Raw genomic sequence first — 12965 nt, 5'->3', positions numbered from 1 at the left:
CGTCCACCGTTCGAGCACCATGGACCTGAGTCGGGCATCGTTCAAGCTGTTCCTGTCGAAGGGTGGCAACGCGCTGGTCGTGTTCGCCGGCCTCGCCTTCTTCACCCGGCAGCTCGACGCGACCCAGCTTGGCGTCTTCTTCCTGTTCCAGACGCTGCTGGGGCTGCTCGCCATCCCCGCCGACCTGGGCATCAGCGTCGCGCTCGAGAAGCGCCTCAGCGAGGGAACGTCGGCGGACGGCGCCGCTCGCGTCCTGGGGACGGCGGTCGTGTTCAAGCTCTGCACGCTCGCGGTGGTGGTCGCCGCCGTCCTCCTCGCCCGGCGGTACGTCGAGGACTTCCTCGGCAGCGGCCTGGTCGGCTATCTCGTCGTCGGGCTCGTCCTCGTGGAGTTCTCGAAGCTGTACGTCCACGCCGTCCGCGGGGAGCTCCGCGTCGGCGAGACGGCATCCATCACGTTCGCCGACCGGTTCGTCTGGATCGGCCTCGGGGCAGCGCTCGTCGTGCTGGGGTTCGGCGTGGAGGGGCTCGTCCTGGGGCTCCTCGCCGGCCGGGCGGTGTCGTTCGGCTGGGCCTACCACCGGTGCTCGACCAGGCTGGGCGCGCCCTCCCGGGCACAGCTCCGGTCGCTCTACGCCTTCTCGAAGTACCAGACCGTCACGGCGGTCGGCGGACGGGTCTACTCCTGGATGGACCTCGCGTTCGTCGGGCTCTTCCTGGCGCCACACTACGTCAGTGCCTACGAGGTGGCCTGGCAGATCACCCTGCTGGTCATCCTCGTCAGCAAGTCCATCGCGATGACGCTGTTCCCGCAGGTGAGTCGGTGGAGCGCCACCGCCGACCTCGACCGGCTCGAGTCCGTCCTCCCGACCGCGCTCGGGTTCGGACTGTTCGTCTCGATCCCGGCGCTCGTCGGGGCGGCCATCTACGCCGAGGAGATACTGGTGTACCTCTTCACCCCCGAGTACGCCATCGCGGCGATGGTGCTGGTGGTCTTGATGGCCGAGAAGGTGGTCCAGTCCGTCAACGACATCGTGGAGGGGCTGGTCCGCTCGCTCGACCACCCGGAGCTCGCGGCGCGGGCGACCGTCGTCGGCATCACGCTGAACGTCGTCCTCAGCCCGCTGCTGCTGGCGACGGTCGGCTTCGTCGGTGCCGCCATCGCGACCACCCTCTCCTGGCTGGTCAACACGTCGCTCCACGTCCGCTACCTCTCCCGGTTCGTCGCCATCGACCCGCCGTACCGCCTCGTCGGCTGGTACATCCTCGCATCGCTGGTGATGGGCGGGCTGCTGGTCGTCGTCGAGACGGCCGTGCCCGTGACGGGCCTCCCGGTCCTGCTGGTAGAGATCGGGTTCGGTGCGGCCGTCTACGTCGCCGTCTCGGCCGCCATCCCGGAGGTCCGGACCCGGGTCATCGCACCGGGGCTGCGCGTCCTCGCCTGACCCACCGACGCCGGGACGGGCGCGGGGCGCCGGGACCTGAGAGGCTTCGACCGGGAGGTGGCCGCTGATGGGGCGGCTGGCCCGGACCGCCCGCCGGCTCCGGGTCCGCCCGGGCTGGTTCGAGCCCACGGTCGTCGGACTCGTCGTCCTCTTCTGGGCGAGCGTCTGGCTGGGGACCGGCGGACCGGTGGTCGGTGGTCTCCGTGTGGCCTCCGGAGTGGCGCTCCTCCTGGTCGTTCCCGGTACCCTGCTCCTCCACCTCCTCGGCGGCGACACCACCCACACCGGCCGATTCACGCTGTTCGCCGTCGGACTGAGCCTCGCGCTCCTGTCGGTACTGACCGTCGTCACGAGCCTCCTCCTGCCGCACGCCGGCATCGACGACCCGCTCTCGCTCGGCCCGTTCGCCGGGGTACTGACGGCGACCGTCGGGCTGCTCGTCGTCGTCACGACCGTTACCGGCCCCGTCCCCCGGCCGCGCCTCCCGTCGGTCAGTGACTCGCCGAGCCTGCTCCTCCTGCTCTCGAGCCTGCCCACGCTCGCAGCGGTCGGTGCCGGCGTAATGCGGTGGTTCGGGTCGAACGCGGGGATGTACCTGTTCATCGGCGTCGTCGGCGCCGTCGTCCTCGCCACGTCGAGCGGCTACGTCCCGCGCGAGCGGTACCCGCTCGTGGTGTTCTCCGTCGCCGTCTCCGCGGTGCTCCACGTCAACCTCCTCACCGGCCACGTCGTCGGGAACGACATCCAGGCGCTGTACTTCGTCGCCGAGCGGGTGCTCGACGCCCAGGCCTGGTCCCCCGCTCCCGGATCCGCTCTGCAGGCGCTCCCGGTCGTCACGGCGGTCCCGGCGGCCGTCGCGATGGTGACGGGGCTCGACCTCCCGACCACCTTCGTCGTCGTGACCCCGGGCCTGTTCGCGCTCGTCCCGGTCGGCGTCTACTACGTCGGCACCACCGCCTTCTCGGACCGGGTGGGGCTGTACGGCGCCCTCTTCTTCACGTTCTACCACCTCTCGTTCACCTACACCCCCGGGAAGCAACTGCTGGCCGAGCTGTTCGTCGTTCTCCTGGTGTTGCTGTTCCTCCAGAATCGGACCGTCGACAGGCAGGGAGCGGTCGTCGCCGGCCTGCTGGGCGTCGGCCTCGTCCACGCCCACTACGGGACGACGTACGTGTTCGGACTGACGCTGCTCGCAGCCGCCGTCGGGCTCGCCGTCACCGACCGGGTGGTCGGCGACATCGGCCACCGCCTGTCGGTGGTGTACCCCATCATCCTGCTGGCGGGCGCGACGGCGTGGTACGGGACCGTATCGACGGAGCTGGTGGCGACACTCCGGGCCATCCCGCCGGACACGTTCGAACAGCTCGTGGAGTTCGCCACCACCGGCGTCGTCCCCGGTGGGTCCGGTGCCACCTACGTCGCCACCCAGACCACCCTCCTCGACACCGTCAACCTCGGCCTCTACGTCGGGTTCACCCTCCTCCTCGGGCTCGGCCTCGCGTGGACCAGCCTCGACCACCTGTGGCGGGCGCGGCGGGGGGTGACGGTCACCGGCGCCGGACTGACGGCGCTGGCGCTCCCGCTGTTCGCGTTCCTCGGGTCGTCGTACGTGGTCATCGTGAGCCTCTACGCCGACCGGGTGTACCAGATGGTGCTCCCGGTGCTGGCGCCGTTCATGGCGGTCGGCTACCACCTCGTCTCGCGGGGGCTCGGGCGCGTCCACGGGCGGCTCCGCGTGCCGTGGGCGCTGCTGTCGGTCCTGCTCGTGGTGTTGCTGGCGTTCAACTCCGGGCTCGTGTTCGCCACCTTCGGCACCGCACAGGACGCGACGTTCGACGCCGACGCCCACGAGTCGTCGTTCTCCGATGTCGAGCGACAGGGAGCCGTCTGGCTGCGGACCCACGCGCCCGTCGAACGGGTGACGTACCAGCCCGCAAACAAGCTCGAGGTCCGGGAGTACCCCGACCAGACACCGGTCTTCGCCGACCCGGTGAGCTATCAGCTGCTCCGGTCGGTCCTGCCGTCCGGATACTACGACGTGGAACTCGTGGTCCTGAAGAACGAGTGGCAGCCGGCCGTCCGGTTCGAGACGCTCGACGCCGGATACGTGTTCGTCCGGGAGCGTGCCATCGCCGGGCCGGAGGAGTTCGCCCGGGTCCCGCCGACCCACCTCACGGCAACGGAGGCGGAACGGATCACCGCTCCGCGGAACGTCGTCTACAGCTCCGGCGCCGTCCGGCTGGTCGCCGCCGACGGGGGCCCGGTCGTCGACCCGGAGGCGTCATCCGACGAGGAGCCCACCCGGATCGGTGCGCGACATCCAGCCGTCGTGGACCTGTCCACCGGGCCAACCAGAACGCCAGTCCCGGCCGAGGGGTGGTCGCCGTGACGGCGACGGACCCGCTCGTCTCCTACGTCGTCGCGACGTACAACAGGCCGACCGAGCTCGCGGCGGCGCTCGACTCCATCCTCCAGCAATCGTACCGCCCGCTGGAGGTCGTGGTCGTCAGCAGTTCGACCGACGAGACGGGGGCGATGTTCGAGCCGGGCGGCCGGTTCGACCTCGAACGGGTCCACTACCACCAGTTCGACGAGCGGATGGGGGTGCCGAAGGCCCGGAACCTCGGCTACGAGCGGGCCGCGGGCGAGTTCCTCGTGACCATCGACGACGACGCTGTGCTCCCTGACCCGGAGGCGACCGGGCGGATGGTATCGCTGTTCAGCGCCGCTCCGGACGTCGGCGTCCTCGCCTTCCAGAGCCGGAGTCACGAGACGGGCGACCCCATCCTGATGGAGATTCCCGACCCGCCGGACCTCGACACACCGCCGAGCGAGCCCTACCGTGCGTCGTCGTTCTGCGGGGTCGGGAACGCCATCCGCCGCGAGGTCATCGACGACGTCGGCGCCTTCCCGCCGGAGTTCGTCTACGGCTTCGAGGAACACGACCTCTCCCTGCGGCTCCTCGATGCGGGCTACGACATCCGTTACACGCCGGAGGTCGTGGTCTCACACAAGCAGACCCCGAAGGCACGCCTCCCACCGGCGGAGACCCGCGAGCGGGGGATCGAGAACCGCATCCGGCTCGCCGTCAGGAACCTCCCGTGGCGCTACGTACTGTTCACGACACTCGTCTGGTCCGCCTACGGCGTCGTGACCGCGCGGGGGCGGGTCGGACCGGTGTGGCGCGTCCTCGTGCGGCTGTACGGCCAGCGCCGGAGCCTGCTCGCCGAGCGACAGGTCGTCTCTGCCGAGACCATCGCCCGCCTGAAGTCCCGCTCGACGATGCTGTACGGGTGGTGGTTCGGTCCCGACCCCCGCCGGATCATCGCCAACCCACGCCGGCTCACCTGGTGACCCGGCTACCGCCCAGTAGGCCGGTTATTACAAGCACAGCACCGCGTCTCGGTGGGGTCATGGACGAGCAGCTATCCTGGGTGACGTCGCTGTTCGCCGAGCACGACGTCACCCACTGGGTCGAGAGCGGGACGCTGTTGACGCTGGTCCGGTCGGGTGAACTCACGAAGTACGACGACGACATCGACCTGGCGGTGTGGGCCTCGGACGTCGACGTGATCGAGGCGCTCCGGCCGGAGATCGAGTCGAAGGGCTATCACGTCCAGAGCAGATCCTACCGCGGGCACACGTACAAGTACCAGTTCCTCCCTCGGACGGACCGGGGACCACGCTCCCGGTCGAACAGGCGCATCGTCGACGTGATGGTCTTCCGGCGCGACGGCGAGTGCGCCTGGACGGCCCAGTCACGCGTCAGGGAGGAGTTCGGGGTCCCGGGACTCACGACCGTCGTCGACCGGCTCTACCCGTTCATCCAGTGGTACGCACGGTCCACCGGCGGGCACGTGGAGATGACGTCGTTCCCGAAATCGCTCCTGGTGGAGGTGCTCACCCTCCGGCTCCCGCTGTCGCACCTCGAGGAGCTACGGTACGATGAGGAACTCGGCGTCCATACGCCCACGGAGCTGGAGGACTACCTCGCCATCAGGTACGGGGACTGGGAGACTCCGGTCGCGGAGTGGTCGCTGACCGATGACGGCGCGGTGCACGAGCGGGGGCCGTCGGACCTGCTCGCCTGACGCACGGGTCGCGCGCCAGCCCGGCCGGCACCGGTAACGAGCTCCTGACCACCGCCGAGTGGCAGTACGCTGTTCCTTCTCGCCGGGCTCCGGATGGGACGGAGTCGGGACCCCGTCGGGTGCGGATCCAGACGAAACGTAGCTATCTGATGGCCAAACGTGACCAACCGTAGCTACCGGGTTATTACCTCGCGTTTGACCGGTAATAACCGGTATACTATTAATCACACATTACCGGACGATGGTTGACGGGAAGGACGAAGCTACTGATGGGACGGACAGTGACGAAGGGGCGGACGACCTCACAGTCGACCGCCGGAACTACCTGAAGTTCGCCGCAGCTGGCGCGGCCACGCTGGGCAGCGTCGGACTGGGCACGAGTCTCACCCGGGGAGCCACCGGTGGCCCGTCCACCCCCGAGGACTGGGAACTCGCGTTCGAGGACACCTTCGACGCCGGGGCGCTCGATACCTCGAAGTGGGAGGTCGGCTACGGCTGGGGCACCACCGACCGGAACTCCGCCGGCCGGATCGACGCCGACGAGGTCGCCGTGCGTGACGGGCGGCTCCACCTCTCGTTCTCGCACTCCGGGGACCCCGACTCCGTCAGGACCTCCGCGGTGAACACGAAGGAGACGTTCGGTGCCTTCGAGGGGAGCTACTGGGAGGCGAGAATCAGGCTGCCCGACCGGACGGGCGTCTTGCCGGCGTTCTGGACGAAGCCGAACTCGGAGGACTGGCCGCCGGAGATCGACGTCATCGAGATCTTCCAGAACGACGGCGGCTGGGAGGACACCCACCGCGCGGAGTACCACGTCCACTACTCGACCTCGACCATCTCCGACGACAGTTCGACCCACGACTCGCTCGATGTCGAGTACGACTCGGCGGACGACCTGACCGAGGGGTTCCACGTCTACGCGGCGGAGTGGCGGAGCGACCGCGTCGCGTTCTACTTCGACGGGATGCACGTCGGCTCGATCACCGAGTGGGAGGCGCTGGAGGCGCTCCGCAACGGTGGGGACCACTACATGATGCTGACCAACATCATCGACAAGGTCGGTAGTCCCGACTACTCCGAGTCCTGGGACGAGGAGATGGTGGTCGACTGGGTCCGGGTCTGGGAGTACGCCCCCGGGAGCGGCGGCTCCGACGACACGGCGGACACGACCCCGCCGAGCGACCCGACGAATCTCGACGTGACGGGGATCCGCTCCGACGCCGTGAGCCTCGCGTGGGATGCCGCCACCGACGACACCGGCGTCGACGGCTACAACGTCTACGTCGACGGCGGTCTGGACCGGTCGGTCTCCGGTACGTCGGTGACCGTCTCGGGCCTCGACGCGGACACCACCTACGACTTCGCGGTCACCGCGGTCGACGCCGCGGGCAACGAGTCCGGCGAGAGCGACACCGTCTCCGCGACGACCGAGAGCGACACCGGGGACCTGACCGAGCACTACTTCTGGGTGCGCTCGGACGACGGCGATCCGGTGACCTACGCCTTCGAGACCAGCGGCGGGCACATCCGCGTCGACGACGGGGAGTTGAGCGACGGCGAGAGCGACGAGTGGGTCGCCGAGGATGGATACACCGCCGGAGGGACCGAACACGCCTCCGGCGGCGACGGGTTCTGGTTCTACGGCGAGATCACCGACCTCAGCTACGAGGGGGCGATCGACACGTTCGTCGACGACCAGTACGTCGATCCGGACTCCCTCGTCGACGAGTCGAAGCCCGGCCCGGAGAAGCCCTCTGACGACGACACCACCGACGACACCACCGACGACACCACCGACGACACCACCGACGACACCACCGACGACACCACCGACGACACCACCGACGACACCACCGACGACACCACGCCGCCGGCGGTCGACCGGTTCGAGGTGAGCGAGAGCGGATCGCCGAACCCGCACGCCGACATCGTGGCCAACTGGGTCGTCGCCGACGACGACGGCGACCTCGCGCGGGTCCTCGTCCAGGTCCGCGACGACACGGGCGCCGTCGTCGACGCGAGACGGACGGCCGTGAGTGGTGACTCGGCCGCCGACGTGAACTACTTCCGCATCAAGCACGCGGACGGCGAGACGTTCGATCTCTCGCTGACGGTGACCGACGGCGACGGCGCGACGGCGACGGCGACCGGCAGCGTCACCGAGTAGTCCCGGATTCCGGTCGCCGGCCCGGGCGCCGGCCCCGGGCCGCCGGTGCCGGGAAACGCGGGCCTAGTCTGCGGGCGAGCCCGGCGCGTACCGCTCGACCGCGCGTAATCGGGATATACTAAATTCTCGTGGTGGGGGAGCAGGGGTATGGCACGAGGGCGCTCGCCGGCCCGGTCCGTACTCGTCCCGGTGAACGGTTCACCGTCCTCGCTGGCGTGTGTCCGGTCGCTCGGGCGGCGCGACATCAACGTCGTGGCCGCCGCCGAACGCCCCGAGCGCCCGACGCTCGCCTCGCGGTACTGCGACGAGCTGGTCCCCGTCACGTCGGTCCACGAAGATCTGCTCGCGTACCGGGACGCGCTCGTGGCGCTGGCGGCACGGTCGGACGTGCGCGCGGTCGTCCCCTGCCGGGAGGAGGACGCCTACCTGCTGTCGCGGTACGCCGACGAGTTCTCCCCACACGTCACCGAGCTGTGGCAGCCACCCGAGCTGCTGCGGATGGCCCACGATGGGCTCCGGCTGGCCGAGGCCGCCGAGGCGAGCGGCGTCCCGGTGCCCGAGACGCGACTGCTCGGCGATGTCGAGGACTGGGACCGGAGACAGGTCGTCAAACCCCGCTATCCGCTGCGTGTCGCCGGCTACGAGCCGACGTACGCCGAGTCGGAGTGCGACCCCATCCACGAGGTGACCTACCTCGACCCTGGTGTCGAACCGGACAGGCAGGCGCTCCGGGACGCTCTGCTCGGCCACGAACCCCTCGTCCAGCAGTTCGTGGAGAAGGCCGACGAGTACATGGTGGCGGCGCTGTACGACCACGGCGACCCGGTCGCGACGTTCCAGCACCGACAGATCCGCGGGGACTCATACACCGGCGGCGGCAGCGTCTACCGCGAGTCCGTCCACCTGCCGCGACTGGAGACCGTGGCCCGACGGCTCCTCGACCACCTCGACTGGCACGGCCTGGCGTGCATCGAGTTCATGGAGGACGCGGAGACGGGCGAGTTCGTCCTGACCGAGATCAACCCCCGGATGTGGCGGTCGCTCCCATGTACTGTCCGTGCGGGCGCGGACTTCCCGCATTACTACTGGCTGCTGGCGACCGGGCGCCGCGACGCCATCGACCCGACATACGAGAGCGGCGTCCGGAGTCACCTCCTCTACGGCGAGCTGGAGTACCTCGATAGTGTCGCCCGGACCGACTGTCCGCTGGTCGACCGTCCGTCGCTGCCGGCGGCCTCGTGGTCGGTCCTGTCCTCGCTGGTCACCACGCCGCGGTTCGACTACTTCCGGTGGGACGACCCCCGCCCGTTCGCGCGCGCCGTTCGGAACCTGGTCCCGGGCCTCAGGGCGGGTGCTCGCAGACGAAGACGTTCCGGTAACTGAGCGGAGGCCACTGGACGGCCAGGGTCTCGACGAACGCGTGGAGGAGGGAGCTGTCGGGGCGTTCCCCGCTGGCACCGAGGACCTCGGTGACCACGAACCCGTGTTCCTCGAGCACCGTGTGAAGCACGCCGCAGGTGTACAGCGAACAGCGTTTGGAGAGCGGTGTCGCGCGCTCGTCCCCGTCGGCCAGCCGGTCGAACTGTCCCTGCATCGGGAGCGGGAGGCGCCCGGCGAGCAGGGCGATCCGGTTGTGCGAGGACGCCAGGTTCGGGGTCGTGAGGACGAACACGCCGCCGGGCCGGAGACAGCGCTGCACCTCGCGGAACAGGTTCCCCGGGTCACAGAGGTAGTCGATGACCTCGCTGGCGGTGATGACATCGAACCGGTCGTCCTCGAACGGGAGGCGCTCGTCCTCCACGTCGACCTGGTAGGCGGTCAGCCCGTGCTCCTCCGCCCGCTCGACGGCCGCCGCGGAGACATCGACCCCGACGCACTCCTCGACGCCAGCGATCTCCACGAGCCGGAGGGCGAGTTCGCCCGTTCCACACCCCACATCGAGCATCGACGTCGGGCGGACCTGCTCGAGGATCTCGGCGAGGAGCTCCTTCCGGTCGCGGGCACGGCTCAGCATCCGGGAGACCCCCCGTCCGTCGGTGGCGTCGCCCATCGATCGCCGGGGCGGCCCGTGCTCACGGTCCACTCCGGTCCCGTCCCGTGGCGCCCTCGTCCGGCCGCCGTTCGCCCGACGCCTGTCTGCTGGTGTCCGGTCATGGGGTGTCACTACCGCTCCCAGCACCTGATCCAGTCGACCTCGTAGGTCGCCGGCAGGTGCCGTAGCTCCGGCGTCGCACCCCACGGCGGGTCGATACCGAAGTTGAGGATCAACCAGCAGTACTCGTCGCTGACGTACGGCCCCTCGTACCGGAATCGCTCGACGCCGTCGATGTACCAGACGACCTTCTCCGGCGGGTCCCAGTCCAGACTGTAGGTGTGGAAGTCGGCGCTGAAATCCGGTCCCGTGTACGTCCCCCGGACACGCTCCTCGGAACCGTCCTCGCCGATGAAGTGGTAGCTCATCTTCGCCTCGGGCGTCCCGTCGTAGAACTCGAAGATGTCGAACTCCGGGGGATGGTAGGAGGCCGACGTGAGCCAGTAGGCCGGCCAGAACCCGGGCACCGGCGGCGGAATCTTGATGCTCGCCTCGAAGTAGCCGGGCTCGAACACCTCCTTCGCCGAGACGACACCGGTCGAGAACCGCATCCCACCCTGTGGCCGGTCCTCGGCCCGCAGGACGAGCCGGTCGTCCTCGACGGTGACGTTCTCTGGGGCGGCGTAGCCGTCGTAGTTGTGGGTCCGCGCGTCCCAGGGGTACTTATCGCGCCAGCGCGACCGATCGAGTTGCCTGGCGCTGAAGGTATCCTCGAGCACGAGTTCCATCTCCGAGACGTCGACCGGGCGACGCGCCGGGACATCCCCTCGCTGGGAGCGCTCGCCGGCACCGGTCGTGGCCGTCTCGCCATCCGGTGAGCTGGCGGCCGGAGCGTTGGAACAGCCCGTGACGAGCCCGCAGAGTCCGGTGGCCAGCAGGTGGCGCCTCGACAGCCCGCCGTTTCGTCGGCTCATGATTCGGGAGAGGTACGGTCGGTCTCGACGACCGTCTCGTAGAGGCTGAGGTGCTGGTCGGCGACGTGCTCCCAGGACAGTTCGTCGGCGAGCCGGCGACTGGCGGCCGCCATCTCCGCCCTCGCGTCATCGTCCCCCAGTACCCGGCAGATGGCCGTGGCCAGGGCCTCGGGGGCCTCCGAGGGAACGGTGACACCGCAGCCGGTCGCCCCGACCAGCGACGGGAAGTCCCCGGCACGCGACGTGACGACCGGTTTCCCGAACGAGAGGGCCGCCGACAGCACGCCGCTGTGGCCGTTCATCCCACCGGCACGGCGCTTGTAGGGGAGGACGACGACGGCCGCGCGCTCGAAGAACTCCTGGACCTCCTCGTTCGGGATGAAGCGGTTGTGGACCTCGAAGTTCTCCTCGTGGGCTTCGAGTATCGGGGCGGTTTCGGGCGGGAGTCGTCCCTTGCCGGCGACGAGCAGCTTGACATCCGGGAACCGCTCCTTCACGAGCGGTATCGCCCGGATGAGCGGGACGATGCCCTTGTACCGGATGATGTTCCCGAAGAACAGCAGACAGTTCTCCTCGGGCGTACTGTCGATGTCCTCGTGTGTTCCGAACAGGGAGTAGGCACCGTGCGGGATGACCCGGATGTCGGCAGCCGACGCGCCCCGGTCGACGAGGGCCTGTCGCTGGTTCCGCGTGTGGACGACGCAGCCGTCCGAACGGAGGTCCGGTATCAGGCAGTCGGCCAACTCCTCGGCCGCGTGGTGGGGGCGCGCGAGCGAGAACCGGTTCTGCTCGACCTCGTGGCGGGTTACGACGAGCGGATACCGCCGGTCGATGCCGTAGGCCTTCAGGAACAGCTTCACCTGTGGGAACAGGTCGGTGGCGTCGTGGACGAGGTCCGGGTCGATGGCACGTATCTCGCGCAGGTAGCGGTACGAGAGGATGCCACGCGCGGTCCGGAGCGGGGCGAACTCCCGGCTGGAGATCCTGGCCACGGAGAGTCCGAGCGGTCGGAACACGCTCCGGACATCCACCGCGTCGTCGAACACGTCGTCCGCACTCGTCTCGCTGGGCTTCAGTACGGTGACGTCGGCGTGCGCCGCGACCGCGTTCGCCAGTTCCGCGGTGTAGTGGGGGAGACCGCCCGAGTCCTGTCCGCTCACGTAGAGTACGTGCATCCTAGAGGCTGAGCCCCCGGCGTATCTTCGGGCCGACGACGCGCGTGACGGGAATCGGGAGACGGCGCCAGGCACGTCTGGCCAGGTCGTAGGGGCGATCCTCCGGGTCGGGGGGCTGTGTCTCTCCGTCCGGGAAATAGTGATAATCGTCGATCCAGACCTTCTCGCCGCCGAAGCTCTTCTTGAATATATACACCCCGGACGCCTCCCGGGTCCGGCCCAGGTTGTAGCTCCGGTAGCCGTTCTCGGCGGCCCACTCAAGCGACTTCCAGTGGATGAGGCTCCCCCCGTTCAGGTCCCGCCGGGCGAAGTCCGTGACGACCCCCTTCTGGATGACCCGCTCGCCGAGCGCCAGGTCGATGACGCCGTTGATGACATCACCCTCGTGGCGGACCAGTCCGAGTCTGAGGTGGCCGTCGTCGTGGAGTCGGTCCCAGAGCACCCTGAAGAACTCGAAGGTGTGGGGTGGACTCCCGTGACCCCGCATCGACCGGAGGTAGAGGTCGTAGAAGTCGCGGAGTGCCGAGAGCGACGTGCCGACCTCGAACGTGAGCGCGTCGTCCTCGCGTGCCCCCTGTATCTGCCGCTGTCGACTCGACTTCACCCGCTCCCAGACACGTCCGGGACCGTCATCGAGCGGGACGCGGAACGTGACGAACCGGTTCCGGTGGGTGAACCGCTCCCGCTCGCCGAGGTCGGTCGCTCGGATGCTGGCGAAGTCGACCCCCAGGTCGTCGGACAGGTCTATCGCCCGGTCCAGCAGGGCCCGTGTCGCCGCCTCGGCGTGCGGGCCGCTGGCCAGCAGGGCCCCCTGGGAGGTGAACGGGAGCGAGACGAGCTTGTCGCCGAACAGCCGGCTCTCGATGTGGAACAGCGGGAGCCCCCCGACGATGTCATCCTCGGCCCGCGCGGTGAGGTACCAGCGGTCGTGGGGATACGTCTCCACGGCATCGCCCCAGCCCCACAGGGCGAACGGGGTCCCGTCGTTGTCCCGGACGAACGCGTCCCAGCCCGTCGGGTCCGTGCACCGCTGGACGGTCACCCGGCCGGGTTCGGTTCGGTGTTGTGGTCGCGCCATCGGT

General features: G+C 69.3%; 10 protein-coding genes. 6 read left to right on the top strand and 4 right to left on the bottom strand.

Annotation, left to right across the window (positions count from 1 at the left end; translation table 11 throughout):
* Window positions 1–19: 19 nt before the first annotated feature.
* From P2T62_RS03420 to P2T62_RS03395, 6 genes are all read left to right on the top strand, one after another.
* On the top strand, window positions 20–1444 hold the full coding sequence (locus P2T62_RS03420) for an oligosaccharide flippase family protein (RefSeq protein WP_276260090.1): 1425 nt from the start codon (window positions 20–22) through the stop codon (window positions 1442–1444).
* Between the two features lie 67 nt (window positions 1445–1511).
* Window positions 1512–3833, top strand: coding sequence for a DUF2206 domain-containing protein (locus P2T62_RS03415; protein WP_276260089.1), 2322 nt, complete (start codon window positions 1512–1514; stop codon window positions 3831–3833).
* Entirely contained in the window at window positions 3830–4798 is a 969-nt protein-coding gene (locus tag P2T62_RS03410; protein WP_276260088.1) for a glycosyltransferase family 2 protein, read from the top strand. Before P2T62_RS03415 ends, P2T62_RS03410 begins: the two co-directional genes overlap by 4 nt.
* Before the next feature lie 59 nt (window positions 4799–4857).
* Entirely contained in the window at window positions 4858–5535 is a 678-nt protein-coding gene (locus tag P2T62_RS03405) for a hypothetical protein (RefSeq protein WP_276260087.1), read from the top strand.
* A 241-nt stretch (window positions 5536–5776) separates the two neighbouring features.
* Window positions 5777–7702, top strand: a complete 1926-nt coding sequence (locus P2T62_RS03400) for a family 16 glycosylhydrolase (protein ID WP_276260086.1) — start codon at window positions 5777–5779, stop codon at window positions 7700–7702.
* 147 nt (window positions 7703–7849) lie between these two features.
* Window positions 7850–9085: a carboxylate--amine ligase gene (locus P2T62_RS03395; protein WP_276260085.1), complete on the top strand. Its 1236-nt coding sequence runs from the start codon at window positions 7850–7852 to the stop codon at window positions 9083–9085.
* Here P2T62_RS03395 and P2T62_RS03390 read toward each other — a convergent pair.
* The 4 genes from P2T62_RS03390 to P2T62_RS03375 all read right to left on the bottom strand — a co-directional run bounded on the left by P2T62_RS03390 (window position 9045) and on the right by P2T62_RS03375 (window position 12961).
* Window positions 9045–9752 (bottom strand): class I SAM-dependent methyltransferase, encoded by a 708-nt coding sequence (locus P2T62_RS03390; RefSeq protein ID WP_276260084.1) that lies wholly within the window; start codon window positions 9750–9752, stop codon window positions 9045–9047. The genes P2T62_RS03395 and P2T62_RS03390 overlap by 41 nt on opposite strands.
* Window positions 9753–9865: 113 nt before the next feature.
* The gene (locus P2T62_RS03385; protein ID WP_276260083.1) at window positions 9866–10708 is read right to left on the bottom strand and encodes a glycoside hydrolase family 16 protein; all 843 of its coding nucleotides are present in this window, start codon (window positions 10706–10708) and stop codon (window positions 9866–9868) included.
* Entirely contained in the window at window positions 10705–11883 is a 1179-nt protein-coding gene (locus tag P2T62_RS03380; RefSeq protein WP_276260082.1) for a glycosyltransferase family 4 protein, read from the bottom strand. Before P2T62_RS03380 ends, P2T62_RS03385 begins: the two co-directional genes overlap by 4 nt.
* 1 nt (window position 11884) lies before the next feature.
* Window positions 11885–12961 carry a GNAT family N-acetyltransferase gene (locus tag P2T62_RS03375; RefSeq protein ID WP_276260081.1) on the bottom strand — a complete coding sequence of 359 codons (1077 nt, stop codon included), beginning with the start codon at window positions 12959–12961 and terminating at the stop codon, window positions 11885–11887.
* Window positions 12962–12965: the final 4 nt, after the last annotated feature.

Source organism: Haloglomus litoreum (assembly GCF_029338515.1).
In the GTDB taxonomy this organism is placed as follows: Archaea; Halobacteriota; Halobacteria; order Halobacteriales; family Haloarculaceae; genus Haloglomus; species Haloglomus litoreum.
This window is presented reverse-complemented; position numbering and strand designations above follow the sequence as displayed.